The following is a 16,713-nucleotide window of genomic DNA, read 5'->3' on the forward strand; positions in this document are numbered from 1 at the left end:
AACGGGGCCTGAAGGTCAGCCGCCTGACGAGATCATGCCCATTCGCTCGGACGAGCAGATCGTGCGGCTGCGGCGCTTCGTGCGCGAAAAGGCAGTGGCCCAGGGCCTTTCACTGATCGATCAGACGAAATTCGTGACCGCGGCCAGCGAACTCGCCCGCAATACCCTCATCTATGGCGGAGGGGGTGACGTACACTTATATACGCTGCGGCGTAACGGCCGTGTCGGTCTGAGGCTCGAGTTCATCGACAACGGACCTGGCATCGCGGATATTCCCAGGGCGCTGGCGGACGGCTATACCAGCGGCAACGGCCTCGGCTTGGGTCTCGGCGGTGCCAAGCGGCTGTGCGACGAGTTTGAAATCCGTTCGGTGGTGGGCGAAGGTACTCATGTTTCGGTGACCAAATGGAAGCCATTCTGAACGGGCTGAGCGTAACGCAGCGTCGCTTCGAAGTCGGCGATCCTAGCTCAGTATCGTTCGCGCGGCGCGGCATCAGTGACGCGGCCCATGGACTCGGTTTCAGCGACGCGCTGCTCGGCAAGCTGGCGATCATCGTGACCGAATGTGCGACCAATCAACTCAAACACGCACAGCGCGGCGAGTTGCTGGTGCGGCCTATTGTGAGTGCCGTCACGGCGGCATCGGGGCTGCCGGTCAGCAGCGGCGTTGAGTTGCTCGCAATAGACAGTGGCCCGGGCATCCGCGATCTGCATGCCTGCTTCGTGGACGGCTACACGACAGCCGGCAGTCCCGGCAACGGCATGGGGGCGATTCAACGGCTCAGCGATGAGCTAGACATATGGAGCGCGCCAGGTCTTGGCACGATGCTGCGCATCGTGGTCTGGGCCGATGCGGGCGCAGCAGCGCCGGACAGTCAGGCGCCCATCTCCTACGGAGCGATCAATCTGCCGCTGCAGGGCGAGACGCTGTGTGGCGACGCGTGGACTTGCGGGTACGCGGACGGCGAATTCGTGGTGCTAGTCGCCGATGGTCTCGGGCACGGCCCGCTTGCCAATACCGCAGCGCTTGCCGCTACGGAAGCGTTCGCGCAGCTCGGCACGTCGAATGTAGTGGAAATCGTCGAGGCGTCGCATGTGGCGTTGCGGGCCACGCGCGGCGCGGCGCTCGGCGTCGCGAGTATCCCGGCGCTCGACGCTGCGGATGGCGCTCCCGGCATTGCGCGCTTTTGCGGCGTCGGCAATATTGCGGCGAGCGTCTGGACACCCTCCGGTCATCGCCATCTGGTGTCCCACGCAGGCATCGTCGGGCATCAGATGCGCAAGGCTCAGGAGTCTCAGGTTGACTGGCCGCGCGACGGCCTGTTGATTCTCCACTCCGACGGCCTCGCCACCCGCTGGGATCTGAGCAAATATCCGGGCCTGGCGCACCGGCATCCCACCCTGGTTGCCGCCGCGCTCTATCGCGACTTCGTGCGGGGTCGCGACGACGTCACCGTGTTTGTCGCGCGTGTAGCGCGCATGGGGGACCTATGACGGCCGAACCCCTGCAAGTTCTGCCGCTTGACGGTGAACTCTCGGTGGTCGCCGCGCGCAGGCGTGCCCGCGAACTGAGCGAAGCATTCGCTTTCTCACAGCACGATCAGATTCGCATCGCCACATCGGTGCTCGAAGTCGCACGCGTGGTGTTTCTTGCAACGTCCGGGGGCCGCGTCGAGTTTCTGCTGGATAAAGCGACGCAACCGCAAAGCCTGCTGATCCGATTCGTAGCTCCAGCAATTCCAATCGCCCGCCTGAAAGAACAGCCAACCCGCGCCGCAGACACTTACGCTGGCGAGACGCCAGGTCCACTTGGCGTACTCGCGGCCCAACGTCTTATGGATGCCTGTTCAATTGAAGACGTTGCAGCCGACGCCGTCATTACGCTGGCGAAATACCTTCCGGCGCACGCGCCGCTCGCTACGGACAAAGTGGTTGCAGCGCTGGCTCGTGGTGCCTCCATATCGAATGCGGGGAATTCGTTCGATGAGATGCAACGGCAAAGCCATGAACTGGCTGTCGCGCTCGAGGAGTTGCAGGAACGCCAGGAGGAACTCGTCCGGCTCACGCGCGAACTCGAAGACACTAATCGTGGTGTCGTCGCGCTCTACGCGGAACTGGACGAACGCGCCGAACATCTGCGCCGCGCCGACAATGCCAAGTCGCGCTTCCTGTCGAACATGAGCCATGAATTTCGTTCGCCGCTGTACTCGATCCGCGCACTGTCGAACCTGCTGATGGATCGTACGGACGGCGAACTGACCGACGAGCAGGCCAAACAGGTCCGCTTCATTCGCAAGGCGGCTGATGAGCTATCAGAGACGGTCGACGACCTGCTGGATCTTGCCAAGATCGAAGCGGGCAAGGTCGAGCTACGGCCCAGCGAGTTCGTAATCACCGATCTTTTCTCGGGGCTGCGCGGCATGCTACGGCCACTGCTGCCGGCCGCTGACGTCGAACTGGTGTTCGATCCGTGCGACGACATTCCGCCGGTCTATACCGACGAAGGCAAGGTCTCGCAGATTCTCCGCAACCTGGTGTCCAATGCGTTAAAGTTCACCGAGAAAGGCGAAGTGCGGGTGCGCGCGCTATACGACGCCGGCCAGCAGATGCTGACGTTCTCGGTTTCGGATACGGGAATCGGCATTGCGCCCGAGCACCAGCAAAGCGTCTTCGAAGAATTCGAACAGGTGCAAAACCGGTTGCAGACCGCTGTCAAAGGAACCGGGTTGGGATTGCCGCTATGCAGCAAGCTTTGCAAGCTATTAGGTGGAGCGGTTAGCCTCGAGAGCGAGCTGGGCAAAGGCTCGACGTTCACGGCAACCATTCAGGCGTATCTGCCGGAGACAGCGGATGCCCCAACGCCGCAGCCTCGAGCCCTCGATGCCGAGCGTGACATGGTGCTACTTGTGTCGACGAGCCTCGATGACCGGGTGCGTTACGAGGCGTCGCTGCACAACACGCGTTACCGGTCGGCCGCTGCTGCAACCGTGCGCGAAGCAAAGTCAGTGCTGGCAATATCAGCCGCGTCCGCCGTTGTACTTGATATGCAATCAGGGCGCGAAGAATGCTGGGCCTGGCTGGCTGAGCTTCGTCATGGTGAAGACGCCTGGCATGTCGGCGAAAGCGGCCCACTAGACGGTGCCGATTCGCACCAGCGACGCGTACCTGTGATTGTTTTGAGCGATATCGACCAAGGCGATCGAGCCCAGTCTCTGGGCGCCGATGCCTTTTTTATCAAACCGCTGTCGGGTACCGAATTGCTCACTTCGCTGGATGCGATGCTGAGCGCCCCCTGAACGGCCCACGGACACGAATCTTCCATGAGCGACGCGACCGCCAATCTCATACTCAACGTTGACGACAACGACGGCGCGCGGTACGCGAAGAGTCGTATTTTGTCGCGCGCTGGCTTTGTCGTGATCGAAGCCGCCAACGGTACCGAAGCGCTTGAACGCGCGCGCGACTCGTTGCCCGACTTGATTCTGCTCGACGTCAAGCTGCCCGACATCAACGGATTCGAAGTGTGCCGGCAGATCAAGGCGACGCCGGAGACGGCAGGCATTCTGGTGCTGCAAACCTCCGCGGCTGCGGTGCAGAGCATCGACAGGATCAGAGGGCTCGACGGCGGCGCGGATAGTTACCTGATTGAACCGATCGAACCCGCCGAGCTGATTGCCCATGTCCGCGCGCTGCTGCGCGTGCGCCGCGCAGAAGGCGCACTGCGCGAAAGCGAAGAGCGCTTTCGGCAGATGGCGGAAAACATCGACGATGTGTTCTGGATGCTCGACCCATCGACAGACCAATTGCTGTACGTGAGCCCGGCCTACCGTCGTTTGTGGGGCGATGCGGCGCCTGCGCCGGTCCCAGGTTCAGGCCACTGGGCGGGTCACATTCACGCCGAAGACGAGGCCGCAGTCGAGACGGCGTATCGGGCGCTCGCCGGCGGCACGCCATACGAGATCGAGTACCGGATCGTTCGTCCCGACGGCGACACTCGCTGGGTCGCCGAGCGGGCCTTTACGGTCCGCGATACGCGTGATCGGATCTACCGGCTGGCAGGGATCGTCAATGACATCTCCGAGCGCAAGGCCAACGAGATGATGCTGCGCGATGCGGATCGCCGCAAGGACGAGTTTCTCGCCATGCTTGCGCATGAACTGCGCAATCCGCTGGCACCGATCCGCAATGCGATTGAGTTGCTCGATCCAAGCCGTGCGCCTGCACCTCAGGACTTCGAAACAATGCGCGCGGTGATCGGACGCCAGGTGAGGCATCTGAGTCGCCTCGTCGACGATCTGCTCGACGTGGCGCGTATTACGCAAGGGAAAATCACGCTGCGGCAAGAGAACGTGAGCCTCGCCGCAGCCATCGAAGCAGCAATCGAAACGGTCGCACCGGCGCTAGACAAAAAAGCCCATACGCTCAAGACCGAGATGCCGGACGACTCGCTCTACGTCATCGGCGATGGCGTACGGATTGCGCAAGTGCTCGGCAATATCCTTTCGAATGCAGTGAAATATACGCCGCAGGGCGGCGAGATTCTGATCGACGTCCGCGAGTCAGATGAGGTCGTCCAGATTGCCGTTCGCGACAACGGTGTTGGCATGAGTGCCGAGACGATTCCGGTTATCTTCGAGCTGTTCGTCCAATCACAGAATTCGCTTGAACGCTCCGAAGGCGGCCTTGGTATTGGCCTGCCGCTCGCGCGGACGCTGGTTGAACTGCATGGCGGGCAACTCGAGGCATTCTCGGGCGGCCCGGGGCACGGCAGCGAGTTCATTGTGAGCTTGCCGCTCGCGCGCGCGGTACAGATTGCCGAGCCGGCTCCGGCCGCGGCTGCTGCCGCTGCGGTTGTGGCCCCGCGCGACCCAGGACCGGCGTTGCGCCTTCTGCTGGTGGACGATAGCGTCGACGCGGCGACGTTACTGGCGATGGTTCTCGAAGCGGACGGCTATGATGTGCGCGTCGCGCACGAAGGCAAGCAGGCGCTTGAAGTCGCGGCGCAATTCGAGCCTGAAATTGTCCTGCTCGATCTCGGCCTGCCCGGCATGGACGGCTTTCAACTGGCCCGCGAGATGCGCAAGCTGGCCCATACAGCCAACGCGCTGTTAGTCGCCGTCACGGGCTACGGCCAGGCTGCTGACCGTCTACGATCTCAGGAAGCAGGTTTTGACCATCACCTGGTCAAGCCGGTATCGGCGGACGAGATACAGCGTGTGATCGCGAGCCGCTTCCCGAATACGCCGTCGTGAAGTGGGACACGGCGATCATGTGACCCGCCCACCGCCGTCACGGCTTAAAGATCTTCCAGGTGAGTCACAAACGGCCGGATCTTCGCGTCGTCCGGATTCACGTACACGACGTCTGTCGGCACACGGCGCGGCGCGTCGACGGTAAAGAAGACTGCGGGTGATTCCAGTACTTCCGTTATCGCGTGCACCGTGTTCCGCTCAAAGGTAACGAGCTGCCCCGCCGTCAGGACGCGAGGCGCCTCGTTCTCGATCGCAAAGCTCACCTTTCCGGTCAGAAGGTAGAGATGCTCTTCGCACGTTTCGTGGTAGTGACGAGGAATCGGGTAATAGACACGAAACAGTCTTGAGCTGGCGGAGGGTTCGTCGGTCAGGTACGTGTCGACGATCGTGCTGTCCGCCGTGTCAGGAAATCGATTGATGATTTCGTTAATATCAAAGAAATTGAACAATTCGTTCTCCACATCATTTAACGACAGCTCATGGAATTCGCTGGGCTGTGCGATCCTTCAGCGCCGCCATCGGGTTGCCATTTGGACGATCGTGTCATGGACTCGTCGTTTTCAACGGGAATAAAACGATCGTGCCACTAGACGATTGACGGCAGAACGCTCCCGTTCCGCAAAACACATTTGCACAATGAGAGCTGGCCGATCTAGCGCTAAATCGCTGCAATGGCCACATGCAGCGCACCCTGTGACCAGGCGATGCATCAATTGCGTCCGAATGACGCACTTTCTATCGGCTTTCGCCGCTCCACGCCCGCCATCCACGGACGGTTCGCGCTCGCAGCCCAGCGAATCCCTTCCAAACTAAATAAAGCTTAATTCGAGCGAATTGTCCTGTCGACGCGTGTCCCCGATCATGGGGCCATGTTCACACGCCTCGTCGGTCCACGCAGGGCCACAGGTGCCGAAGCAATGCCTCACCCGACATAGACACTTTTACATGAACGCCATTGTTCTGGTTGCCCTGCGGCGCCCTCTCACCTTTGTGGTGATGAGCATCCTCATCATCCTGTTCGGCACCATGGCTGTCTTGAAGACGCCGACGGACATCTTTCCCGGCATCCGTATTCCGGTGGTCGCGGTCGTGTGGAACTACAACGGACTGTCCCCGCAGGATATGTCCGGCCGTGTGGTCTATTACTACGAGCGCGCCCTGACCGCGACAGTGGCCAACGTCGAGCACATCGAGAGCGAGTCTCTGTACGGTGCTGGCGTGGTGAAGGTCTTCTTTCAGCCTGGCACTGACATCGCCGCTGCCCAGGCTCAGGTCACCGCAGTCTCGCAGACCGTGCTGAAGCAAATGCCGGCCGGCATCACGCCGCCGCAAATTCTGGTCTACAACGCGTCCTCGGTCCCAGTGCTGGACCTGCAGGTCTCCGCGTCGAACATGACGTCCGCGCAGGTGTACGACATGGCATCCAACCTGATCCGCCCGCAACTGGTGTCGGTTCCGGGCGTCTCGATTCCGAATCCATACGGCGGCACGTCCCTCAACGTCGAAATCGATCTGGACCAGGCGAAGCTACTTGCGCACGGTCTCTCGGCCTCCGACGTGGCGGCGGCGCTCAGCGCGCAAAACGTGGTGCTGCCGGCTGGCGACCAGAAGATCGGCGGCCTTGACTACATGGTCCAGACAAATTCGACGCCTCTCCAGGTGGACACGTTCAACAACATGCCGATCAAGACGGTGAACGGTGCGACGGTCTATCTGCACGACGTCGCCTACGTGCACCGCGGCGCGCCGCCGCAGACCAACGCGGTTCTGGTGAAAGGCAGACAGTCGGTGCTGATCCAGATTTACAAGAGCGGTAACGCATCGACACTCTCCGTGGTGGCAGGCATCAAGAAGGCATTGCCCGGCGTGATCCGGACCTTGCCGGCGGGCGTGAAGATCACACCGCTTAACGATGCCTCGGGTTTTGTGCGCGACTCGGTGCTCGAGGTGGTTCAGGAAATGATCACCGCAGCGCTGTTGACCGGGGCGATCGTGCTGCTCTTTCTCGGCAGCTGGCGTTCGACGCTGATCGTGGCGACGTCTATTCCGCTTGCCATCCTGACCTCGATCCTGGTACTGCACTACACCGGCCAGACGATCAATGTCATGACACTGGGCGGCCTGGCGCTCGCGGTCGGTATTCTGGTCGACGACGCGACCGTGATGATCGAGAACATCGACTCTCACCTCGAGACAGGTGTCGAGCTGGAGGAGGGCATTATTACGGCGGCAAACCAGATCGTTGTGCCAACGCTGGTCGCAACGCTGTGCATCTGTATCGTCTGGCTGCCGTTGTTCCAGCTGGACGGTATCTCAGGGTATCTGTTCCGGCCGCTCGCCGAAGCCATCATCTACGCGATGCTTGCTTCGTTTGTCCTCTCGCGCACGCTGGTGCCGACCATGGCCGCCTGGCTGCTGCGCGGCCAGGTGAAATCGCATGGGCATGGGCACGGTCATGGGCATGAACTTGACGCCAATGCGGGCTTCTTCACCCGTTTTCAGCGAGGCTTCGAGCGCAAATTCACGCAGTTTCGCGAGGGATACCGTGGGGTGCTAACCGCCGCCGTGCTCAATCGCAAGCGCTTTATCATGGGCTTTCTCGGCTTCGCGATCGCGTCGATGGGGCTGCTGGCTTTCCTCGGTCGCGACTTCTTCCCGAGCATCAAGTCCGGCGAAATCGATATGCACATACGGGCGCCGATCGGCATGCGACTCGAAGATGCATCGAAGATCTCCGTGCTCGTGAATGGCGAAATCAGGAAGCTTCTGCCGGGCCAGGTCAACAATGTGGTCGACAACTGCGGCTTGCCCTCGAGCAGCATTAACCTGGCGTATACCTCGGACGGCACGATCGGCCCGCAGGATTGCGACATCAGCATCACCCTGAAGAATGAGCAATCGCCGGTGGACGATTACCGGCTCAAGCTGCGCCGCGAACTGCCGAAGCTCTTTCCCGGCACCGTGTTCAGCTTCCTGCCCGGTGACATTACCGCCAAGATCCTGAACTTCGGCCTGCCCGCACCGATCGACGTACAGGTCTCGGGGCGCGCACAAGCGGCGAACATGGCTTACGCGCAGCAGCTCGCGGCACGTATCCGCCAGATTCCCGGTGCTGCCGACGTCAACATTGAACAGGCGTTCAACGAACCGACGATCAAGGTTGCCGCGGATCGTTCGCTGGCTTCCGGTATGAATCTGTCCGAAGCCAACATCGCGAATAACGCGCTTGCGACGCTATCCGGCAGCGGCCAGACGGCGCCGACGTACTGGCTCGACACGACCACGGGCGTCTCGCACCTCGTCAACATGCAGACGCCGCAAGACCAGCTCACGTCGATGAACGACCTCGAGACAATTCCGATCGACACGGGCAACGGCGATCCAGGCGGCCAGCACTCGCAGTTGCTTGGCGCACTCGGCACCGTGACGCAAACGGGCACGCCGCTCCTCGTCTCCCACTACAACATCATGCCGTCGATCGATATCTTCGTCAGCAACCAGGGGCGCGACCTCGGTGCCGTCTACGATCAGGTTCAGGAGGTTATCAAGGAGATGAATGCGCAGGTCCCGCATGGCGCCAGCGTGCACGTGCGCGGCCAGGCAACGACGATGAGCAGCGCCTACACGCAACTTCTGGAGGGACTGGCGCTTTCCATCCTGCTGGTCTATCTCGTGATCGTCGTGAATTTCCAGTCCTGGCTGGACCCGTTCATCATCATCACGGCGCTGCCTGGCGCGATTGCCGGCATTGTCTGGAGCCTCTTTCTCACGCATACGAACGGCTCAGTGCCGGCGCTCACCGGCGCGATCATGTGCATGGGCACGGCAACGGCCAACTCGATCCTTGTGGTGTCCTATGCACGTGAGCGCCTCGCGGAACACGGTGATGCCATCACCGCCGCCATCGAAGCCGGCTACGCCCGGATCCGCCCGGTTCTGATGACCGCGACCGCCATGATCATCGGGATGCTGCCCATGTCCATGAGCAATACGCAAAACGCACCGCTTGGACGAGCCGTCATTGGTGGACTTCTGGTCGCGACCTTTGCCACCCTGCTCTTCGTTCCCTGCGTATTCGCCCTGATGCATCGCAACGACAAAAACGCCACGGAGTCTCATCTATGAACGTAGTAAATCGCGAAGTCGCTGACACGCGCCGAATTCGACCTAAATTGTTCGCTCTGATCGCCGCTGTTGTCCTTGGGGGTCTGGTCGTCCACGGCATCGTCGAACGCCACGACAATGTCACGGATCTCAAGACACTCTCCGACGACGAGTCTGTCCCGCAGGTGCAGGTCATGATGCCGACCCCAGGCCCGGCCACGCGAGCGATCACGCTGCCCGGCAATATCAAGGCCTGGTACACCGCGCCGATCTATGCTCAGGTCAGCGGCTACGTGCACAAGTGGTACGTGGACTATGGCGCGTTCGTGAAGGCCGGTACGGTGCTCGCCACGATCGACGCGCCGACCGTCGACCAGCAGTACCAGACGGCGGCCGCCGATCTCCAGGTGGCGAAAACCAACAGCACGCTGGCCGACGTGACGGCACAGCGCTGGAAGTCACTGGCGGGCACGGAAGCCGTGTCGCAGGAAGAGGTGGACGTCAAGGTCGCCGCTGCTGCGGCGATGAAGGCCCAGGTGGTAGCAGCAGACCACGAGGTCGCGCGTTATGGCGCGCTGGAACAGTTCAAGAATATCGTGGCACCGTTCGACGGCGTCGTCACCTCGCGCGATACCGACATCGGCAATTACGTCAATGCCGCAGGCGGCGATGTCAGTGCGCGGGGAGCCGGCACGGCCGATGAGATGTTTTCGGTAGCGGACATCCACGAGATGCGGCTCTTCGTTGGCGTGCCGCAGGACTACGCGGACATGCTGAAGCCGGGCCTCCAGGCGACCTTCACGCTGGCCCAGTATCCGGGCCGCGAGTTCAAGGCGACGCTCCTGACCACCGCTAACGCATTCAACCCGCAGACGCGCACCGTCGTCGCGGAACTGGTGGCTCAAAATCCGGATCATCTGCTCTGGCCGGGCAGCTATGCGACTGTTAAGTTCGTGGTGCCGACGGACCACAACGTGCTTGTCGTGCCCGAACAGGCGTTGTTGTTCCGCGACCAGGGCATGCAACTGGCGATCGTCGACTCCGACAACAGGGTGCATCTGCAAGACGTCAAGCTCGGGCTGAATCTCGGTCAGAACGTTCAGGTGCTCACAGGCCTGCACCCCACCGACCGCTTCCTGGTCAATCCTTCGGCGGGCACGCTCGAGGGAGAGAAAGTGCAAATCGTCAACGGTGTACCGGGAGTCGCGCCGCAAACGGCGGTCCCAACCTCAGTATCTGAGTCGGCGCATCCAGGCGGGGATCAGCAAGACAAAGTCGCCGTTGCCGAGAGCGAGCCGAAATGATGCGTGACTTCAAAGCTCCCCGGCGCCTTGCGGGCGCCACGCTCCTGACTCTGTTCGTGACGCTCGCCGGGTGTAGCCTTGCGCCGACCTATCAGGCTCCGCACATGCTGCTGCCGGCCAGTTACAAGGGATCGGGACCGTTCGGACTCGCCAATCCGGAAGCCCAGCTCGAGCAGGGTGACTGGTGGAAGATGTTCGGCGATGAAAAGCTCGATGGTCTCGAAGCAAGCCTGAACACGGCCAACCCCGATCTTCAGGCCGCCGAAGAGACTTATACGCAGGCACGCGACATTGTGGGCGAGGCTCGCTCGCAGCTGTTTCCGCAGTTGAGCGCCCAGACCTTTGCAACGGAGAACCGCCAGTCGGAAGATCGATTGTTCCGCGTCGCCGGAAGCGGGCTGAATCAGGAAGCGTCGGTCGGCTACGGGGCGGCCTTGTCATGGGAGCCGGACTTCTGGGGCGAGATCCGCAATCGGACGAACTACGCAAAGTTCAACGCCCAGGCCACCGCCGCGATGGTCGCATCGGCGCGCTTGAGTCTCGAAGTCGAACTGGCCAATGACTATATGGCGCTGCGCGCGCTCGACTCGGAGCATGCCGTCTATACGAAAACGCTTGGCTATTACGGCGACGCACTGAAGATCACGCAGCTACGCTATTCCGGGAAGATTGCGGCAGGTATGGACGTCGAGCGTGCTCAAGACCAGCTATCCACGGCACAGGCGGCGGATACCGACATCGAGGCGCAGCGAGCCGTACTCGAGCACGCTATCGCCGTGCTCGCCGGCGAGAATCCGTCGACCTTCAGCCTGCCCCCAGAAGACCTGGCACGACGGGCGATTCCCGCGATTCCGGCCGGCGTTCCGTCCGCGCTGCTGCAACGGCGCCCGGACATTGCACAGTCCGAGCGGCAAATGGCGGCGGAAAACGCAGCAATCGGCATTGCGCGCGCAGCGTTCTATCCGAACATCCAGTTGAGTGCCAACGCAGGATTCGAGAATGATGCCTTCGGCGGCCTTGGTGCCCTGTCCAACAGCCTCTGGTCGATCGGTGCATCGGGCGTGCTGCCACTGTTCGAAGGTGGATTGCGCCGCGCCGAGGAACAGCAAAGCCGGTCCGCGTTCGCGCAGGCCGGGGACAATTACCGCTCGACCGTGCTGCAGGCGTTTCGCGAGGTCGAAGACCAGCTCGTGCTGACTAACAAGCTTGGCTCGGAATATAGCCAGCAACAAGCTGCGCTCACGTCCGCGCTCAAGGTACAGGACCTCGCGCTGCGTCTTTATACCAACGGTCTGGATAACTACCTCAATGTGACGGTCGCGCAGGCCGCCGCGCTGAGCAGCGAGCTTGCGACGGTTCAGGTGCGCAGCCGCCAGTTACAGGCAGCGGTTGGGTTGATCGGTGCAGTAGGCGGCGGCTGGAGCACGGCGGATCTGCCAACCGAAAAACAGACCATTCCGTTTAACCCGCTTGCACTTCACCACTCGCCTGGTGATGTTAGCGAACCCGATTGAAGACGGGATCTAATCGACTTTGATTGGCGTGAAGCACCTGGTATAGGTGCGTCACGCCATCGTCAATTTCGTGCCCGACTTATGCGTCGGGCACGGTTCAAAAATGTGGCGCTAAATCGTGCGCTTTACCAAGGAGAACACCGTATGTCATCCGAAATCCGTGTGGTTGCAGTCGTTCAAGGAAAAGCCGGCACTGCCGATGCGATCCAGCAAGTACTGTTGCGTTGCGTGGCGCCGAGTCGCGCCGAGACGGGCTGCCTGCTTTATACGCCGCACCGCGACCTTGATTGCGCTGACCGCTTCGTCTTCTTCGAACGCTGGACAAGCCGCGCCGCGCTCGACCTCCACAAGGACACCGAGCACTTCAAGACGCTGGTTCGCGAACTGACACCGCTGCTCGCCTATCCGCTCGACGTGACGGTGCTCGAAGCGCTGATCGACGATTGAGCGTGCAGTTCCGGCGCTGAGCATTGAACGTGCGTTCGTTCAGATGCGGAGCCGCCCACTACAGCCAGCCGAAGGGCTCGTCGGTGCAGTGGGCGGCGGCAAGAGCGTCAAGAGTTGCGGCGTGCGCGTTTAGCGGACGATTGCCGGAACTCTGAGAGGAAGAATTGCAAGCCACCCATTTGCTGGGCGATGTACCCGCCGCTCGCCATCGATTCCGGCGCGCGCCGGTCTCCCGTCGGCGCATACTCATCCGAGAAATCCGCCGTACGAAACAGAATGTCCCAGATCGGGAACACAGCGCCGTAGTTGCACGAGTTTCGGCCGGCCGCGCGCAGACCGTGATGCAACCGGTGAAAGCGCGGCGAGACGAGCAGCCTGTCGCCAAGCCAGCCAAAGGACAGTTTGACATTGGCGTGGCTCAAGCTTTCGATAAAGCGCGTGAAGAGGAACAGCAGCGGAAATTGCAGCGGCGGAATTCCAATCGCCAGGCCAACGACACCGAACCACAGTGCGGCGATCAGATCATCCAGCAGATGATTGCGATCGTCAGACCAGAAACTCATCTGGCGCTGCGCGTGATGCAGAGCATGCAGCGCGTACCAGCTACGGAACGAATGGGACAGCCGGTGACGCCAGTAATCCGCGCAATCGAGAATCAGCGCGTACACGATGAATGTGATGACCTGGTGCCCGAGAAGTGGCGGCACGAGCATCTCCAGAGTCGGCGGGATATACCCGTGGGCAACCACAAAACTGTTCACCACCACCTGCGCCTCGTAGAACACGAGGAAGCTGACAACAGGCAACACGCCGACGCGGTTGATGATCGTATAAAACGCGTCGACTAACACCGCTTTGCGATTGTCCCAGCGTTCAATCGGAAAAAATGCCTCCAGTGGCCAGCATATCGCGTAGGTGACCACCACCGCGAACAATCCGTAGACGCACACCAGCGCCCAATCGAAGGACAGTTCTTCCCATTCCATCCAGCCGAAGTGGTACAGCAGTGGCAGGACCAGATACTGATCGATTTCACCGGCAATCGCGCTAAACAACCTGTCGAGAAATACAAGCATGATGTGCTTTACAAAGTTTCGGCGGTGATCAGACCGGGGCGGCGCATTTGAGTGCTAAGGAAGATACCGTGAGGAGAACGGCCAACATCGATGGTCTCGTAGTCGCCGCTGACCGGATCCAGCACCGCGACCTGTTGGTGAAAGCGCAGTGAGACCCAGATCTTGCCATCCGGTCCAATGCTGATGTCGTCGGGTCCAGCAGCGCGGAAGGGATAGGTACGGCGCAGTGCATACGTGACAGGATCGAGTGCCACCAGCGAACCACCGATCCGATTGGTCACATAGAGCGCAGAGCCATCCGGTGTGACAAAAACATTGTGTGGCCCGATCCCGGTTTTGATACGCCTCAGTACCTCTCCGGTAGCAGGATCGATCTGCGCCACATGATCGCTGCCCATCACGCAAACCAATACCTTGCCGTTGTGCCAGAGCACGCCCGCGGGGGCGGAGCCGACTTTCGACTTCCACCGTATCGTCATGTTGGTCAGGTCGAACGAAACAAGGGTGTCGGATTCCTGCATGGAACTAAAGCTCCAGCGTGCATCCGGCGAAAAGTCGAGATGGCTTGGCATTGAACCCGCCGTGAAGCGCTTCACCAAAGTCAGGTCGTCAGCACGATAGATGTCCACGTAATCGAGCCGGAGGGCATTCACGACGAGATACTTGTGATCCGGCGTAAAGCCGAGTTGGTAGGGATCGGCAATGACTTTATGGCCAATAGCGGTACCCGTATGCGGATCGACGATGAACAGCGCATTACCACTGGCGTCAGCGATGTAGAGCTTGCTGCGATCCGGCGACAGTGCCCAGTGACTGGGTTCGCGCAGCGTAGGCAAGGTACGGACTACTTTACGTGATGCCATGTCGATGACCGACACGCTGGCCTCGCCGGAATTCATGACGATTGCCAGGGCGGATGTCTCAGCGCTTGCGACACCTGGGCGAAGCGCGAGAAAGGGAGAGAGACTGATACTGAGCGGAATGGCGAGACTATGACCAAGCAGTGTGCGACGTGAGAGCTTCATGGAAGTATGTGCTTCGAAATTCAGCGGGCATCTGCGGGGTGGACTCCACGGGATGCATGATGAATTCTCGCATGGCTCTGTTTCAATATTCTGCTTTCCTATGTTTCATTCGTAACCTGGCACCAGGTTTCATTTGTAATGCGGCACGTACCCCGCTTTAGCCTTACCACGCCTTGATCCGAACTGTACTCCTTGCACGAGCCTGCGACTGCACCGCTACTTTTCCCCTTCATGAATTTAAGATTCGGCCCGAGAGATCTGGTGTGACGGATCGTTTCGGCGTCGTTATATCCGAGCAGATATTTCGACGGACCAGCGAGGTCATTCGACCAATCAACCTACTGCGCTACGGGGCGTCCTGAGGAGTGAAATGAAAAAACTGATAATTGCCACGGCAGCTCTCGCCTTGTTTTCTGGCGAGAGCTACGCACAGAGCAGCGTTACGTTGTATGGCGTTATCGATACGGCCGTGATCTATGGAAATAACATGGCCACCGGCAAACCAGGGCAAGGTAGCCCCGGGGTCGAAATGGATAGCGGCGGTACCCACGCTTCGCGTTGGGGCTTGCAGGGAACTGAAGACCTGGGCGACGGAGTCTCTGCGATTTTCCGTCTTGAGGACGGGTTTTCGAGTGCCAACGGCAAGCTTAGCAATTCCGGCGTGCTGTTCGGACGCCAGGCGTACGTTGGCCTCGCGTCGCAAAACTACGGAACGATAACCCTTGGGCGGCAGTACAGCTTCATGTCTCAGTGGCTCTCTACCTTGAGCGCCGAAGGTCGAGGTTGGGGCGGGAATCTTGCATCACACCCGTTTGATAATGACGACATGATCAGACATCAGAGCATCCAGAACTCGGTGAGATATGAAAGCCCCACTTACCGTGGCTTGACGGTGGGTACCATGTATGGCTTTTCGAACGACGCTGGTCAGTTCTCGAATAACAGCGCCTACAGTATGGGGGCGAAATACGACAACGGGCCCGTTTCGCTCGTCGCGAGTTATTTGCAGATCAATCGCTCAGCCGGCGCCGCGAACTACAATGCAAGCGGCGCGGTCACTACCGCCGACGGAGATTCCACAATCTCGGGTGGCCGCGAACAAATCTGGGGCCTTGGCGGGAAATACAAGTTTGGCGCAGCGGATGTCGGATTGGTATGGACCCATTCGGCGACGAGAGATGTCAACAGCGTCTGGCAGGGAGGCAATCTCGTGCCGCTTGTTGGCGACGCGCTCACGTTCGACAACTTCGAGATCAACGGCAGATATTTCGTTACGCGCGCGCTCAGCCTTGCCGCGGCGTACACGTATACAAATGGCCGCTTCGAATCATCAACGGCAAATCTCACTCCGAAGTGGCATGAAGGGATCGTGCAGGCCGACTACCGGCTAAGCCGTCGCACAGACATCTACGTGGAGAGTCTCTATCAGACAGTCAGCGGCGGCGGCGGGAACACGGCATTCAATGCATCCATGTTCAACGTGACTCCCTCTGCCAATAATCGACAGCTGCTGTTCGTGGCAGGCATGCGTCACTCGTTCTGAAGCACCGCCCTCGCCAAACGCAACTGTACTTCGTACCTGGCCTCAGATGTGTGCTCCTCGTGCAGTACGGGACGGCACTACTCTTACCCCTGTCTCCGGTTCCGGTGACGTGCCCCTCGGACATGCTGGAACCCTTCGCCGACCGTCTGACGGTCGGCCTTTTTCCTCTTGTATTGAGTCTGCGAGCGGTGCCGGTGCGCTTCGGTCTACATCGACCTTACGCTCACTGCTTACTCCCCTCAGTCCACAAAGCAAAGTCTGAATCATGGAACCTCAAATCGTAAGACGAAAAACCATCCGAGGGCGCGCGAAATGAACATGTCGCGCGTGCTGACGATTGAAGATGACGAGATCACCGGCAATGAGATCGTTCGCGAACTGCAGAGTCGCGGCTACACGGTCGACTGGGTGGATAGCGGTCACGAGGGCATGGTACGGGCGATCAGCG

General features: G+C 60.4%; 12 protein-coding genes and 1 pseudogene. 10 read left to right on the forward strand and 3 right to left on the reverse strand.

The window, feature by feature from the left end; translation table 11 throughout:
* Window positions 1-34: 34 nt before the first annotated feature.
* The 4 genes from P3T40_RS43000 to P3T40_RS43015 are packed head-to-tail and all read left to right on the forward strand — an operon-like array spanning window position 35 to window position 5,252.
* Window positions 35-421, forward strand: a complete 387-nt coding sequence (locus P3T40_RS43000; protein WP_429273752.1) for an anti-sigma regulatory factor — start codon at window positions 35-37, stop codon at window positions 419-421.
* Window positions 406-1,494 (forward strand): ATP-binding protein, encoded by a 1,089-nt coding sequence (locus tag P3T40_RS43005; protein ID WP_429273753.1) that lies wholly within the window; start codon window positions 406-408, stop codon window positions 1,492-1,494. The genes P3T40_RS43000 and P3T40_RS43005 overlap by 16 nt, the downstream gene beginning before the upstream one ends.
* Window positions 1,491-3,296 carry an ATP-binding protein gene (locus tag P3T40_RS43010; protein ID WP_429273754.1) on the forward strand — a complete coding sequence of 602 codons (1,806 nt, stop codon included), beginning with the start codon at window positions 1,491-1,493 and terminating at the stop codon, window positions 3,294-3,296. The genes P3T40_RS43005 and P3T40_RS43010 overlap by 4 nt, the downstream gene beginning before the upstream one ends.
* Window positions 3,297-3,320: 24 nt before the next feature.
* A complete protein-coding gene (locus P3T40_RS43015; protein WP_429273755.1) occupies window positions 3,321-5,252 on the forward strand; it encodes a hybrid sensor histidine kinase/response regulator in 1,932 nt (643 codons plus the stop codon).
* A gap of 44 nt (window positions 5,253-5,296) precedes the next feature.
* Here P3T40_RS43015 and P3T40_RS43020 read toward each other — a convergent pair whose 3' ends face one another.
* Window positions 5,297-5,701, reverse strand: a complete 405-nt coding sequence (locus P3T40_RS43020; protein ID WP_429273756.1) for a cupin domain-containing protein — start codon at window positions 5,699-5,701, stop codon at window positions 5,297-5,299.
* A 496-nt stretch (window positions 5,702-6,197) separates the two neighbouring features.
* Between P3T40_RS43020 and P3T40_RS43025 the strand changes: the two genes are divergently transcribed.
* The 4 genes from P3T40_RS43025 to P3T40_RS43040 all read left to right on the forward strand — a co-directional run bounded on the left by P3T40_RS43025 (window position 6,198) and on the right by P3T40_RS43040 (window position 12,621).
* On the forward strand, window positions 6,198-9,377 hold the full coding sequence (locus tag P3T40_RS43025; protein WP_429273757.1) for an efflux RND transporter permease subunit: 3,180 nt from the start codon (window positions 6,198-6,200) through the stop codon (window positions 9,375-9,377).
* Window positions 9,374-10,660 (forward strand): efflux RND transporter periplasmic adaptor subunit, encoded by a 1,287-nt coding sequence (locus tag P3T40_RS43030; protein WP_429273758.1) that lies wholly within the window; start codon window positions 9,374-9,376, stop codon window positions 10,658-10,660. The genes P3T40_RS43025 and P3T40_RS43030 overlap by 4 nt, the downstream gene beginning before the upstream one ends.
* Complete coding sequence (locus P3T40_RS43035) at window positions 10,660-12,174, forward strand: efflux transporter outer membrane subunit (RefSeq protein WP_429273759.1); 1,515 nt, start codon at window positions 10,660-10,662, stop codon at window positions 12,172-12,174. The genes P3T40_RS43030 and P3T40_RS43035 overlap by 1 nt, the downstream gene beginning before the upstream one ends.
* Before the next feature lie 144 nt (window positions 12,175-12,318).
* Complete coding sequence (locus P3T40_RS43040) at window positions 12,319-12,621, forward strand: putative quinol monooxygenase (RefSeq protein ID WP_429273760.1); 303 nt, start codon at window positions 12,319-12,321, stop codon at window positions 12,619-12,621.
* A gap of 107 nt (window positions 12,622-12,728) precedes the next feature.
* Here P3T40_RS43040 and P3T40_RS43045 read toward each other — a convergent pair whose 3' ends face one another.
* Both P3T40_RS43045 and P3T40_RS43050 read right to left on the reverse strand, forming a co-directional pair.
* Window positions 12,729-13,697, reverse strand: coding sequence for a sterol desaturase family protein (locus P3T40_RS43045; protein WP_429273761.1), 969 nt, complete (start codon window positions 13,695-13,697; stop codon window positions 12,729-12,731).
* Window positions 13,698-13,705: 8 nt separating this feature from the next.
* Window positions 13,706-14,722 carry a YncE family protein gene (locus tag P3T40_RS43050; protein ID WP_429273762.1) on the reverse strand — a complete coding sequence of 339 codons (1,017 nt, stop codon included), beginning with the start codon at window positions 14,720-14,722 and terminating at the stop codon, window positions 13,706-13,708.
* Window positions 14,723-15,092: 370 nt separating this feature from the next.
* Here P3T40_RS43050 and P3T40_RS43055 point away from each other — a divergent pair, with 370 nt between their 5' ends.
* Window positions 15,093-16,265, forward strand: a complete 1,173-nt coding sequence (locus tag P3T40_RS43055) for a porin (protein ID WP_429273763.1) — start codon at window positions 15,093-15,095, stop codon at window positions 16,263-16,265.
* Window positions 16,266-16,583: 318 nt separating this feature from the next.
* Window positions 16,584-16,713 (forward strand): annotated as a pseudogene (locus tag P3T40_RS43060) (DNA-binding response regulator); the annotation flags it as partial.

It is taken from the genome of Paraburkholderia sp. EB58, from assembly GCF_050436665.1.
Classification (GTDB): Bacteria; Pseudomonadota; Gammaproteobacteria; order Burkholderiales; family Burkholderiaceae; genus Paraburkholderia.

Coding starts and splice junctions, on each gene's coding strand:
- P3T40_RS43055 (WP_429273763.1), top strand. CDS start 15,093: ATGAAAAAACTGATAATTGCCACGGCAGCTCTCGCCTTGTTTTCTGGC.
- P3T40_RS43005 (WP_429273753.1), top strand. CDS start 406: ATGGAAGCCATTCTGAACGGGCTGAGCGTAACGCAGCGTCGCTTCGAA.
- P3T40_RS43040 (WP_429273760.1), top strand. CDS start 12,319: ATGTCATCCGAAATCCGTGTGGTTGCAGTCGTTCAAGGAAAAGCCGGC.
- P3T40_RS43035 (WP_429273759.1), top strand. CDS start 10,660: ATGCGTGACTTCAAAGCTCCCCGGCGCCTTGCGGGCGCCACGCTCCTG.
- P3T40_RS43000 (WP_429273752.1), top strand. CDS start 35: ATGCCCATTCGCTCGGACGAGCAGATCGTGCGGCTGCGGCGCTTCGTG.
- P3T40_RS43030 (WP_429273758.1), top strand. CDS start 9,374: ATGAACGTAGTAAATCGCGAAGTCGCTGACACGCGCCGAATTCGACCT.
- P3T40_RS43050 (WP_429273762.1), bottom strand. CDS start 14,722: ATGAAGCTCTCACGTCGCACACTGCTTGGTCATAGTCTCGCCATTCCG.
- P3T40_RS43045 (WP_429273761.1), bottom strand. CDS start 13,697: ATGCTTGTATTTCTCGACAGGTTGTTTAGCGCGATTGCCGGTGAAATC.
- P3T40_RS43025 (WP_429273757.1), top strand. CDS start 6,198: ATGAACGCCATTGTTCTGGTTGCCCTGCGGCGCCCTCTCACCTTTGTG.
- P3T40_RS43015 (WP_429273755.1), top strand. CDS start 3,321: ATGAGCGACGCGACCGCCAATCTCATACTCAACGTTGACGACAACGAC.
- P3T40_RS43010 (WP_429273754.1), top strand. CDS start 1,491: ATGACGGCCGAACCCCTGCAAGTTCTGCCGCTTGACGGTGAACTCTCG.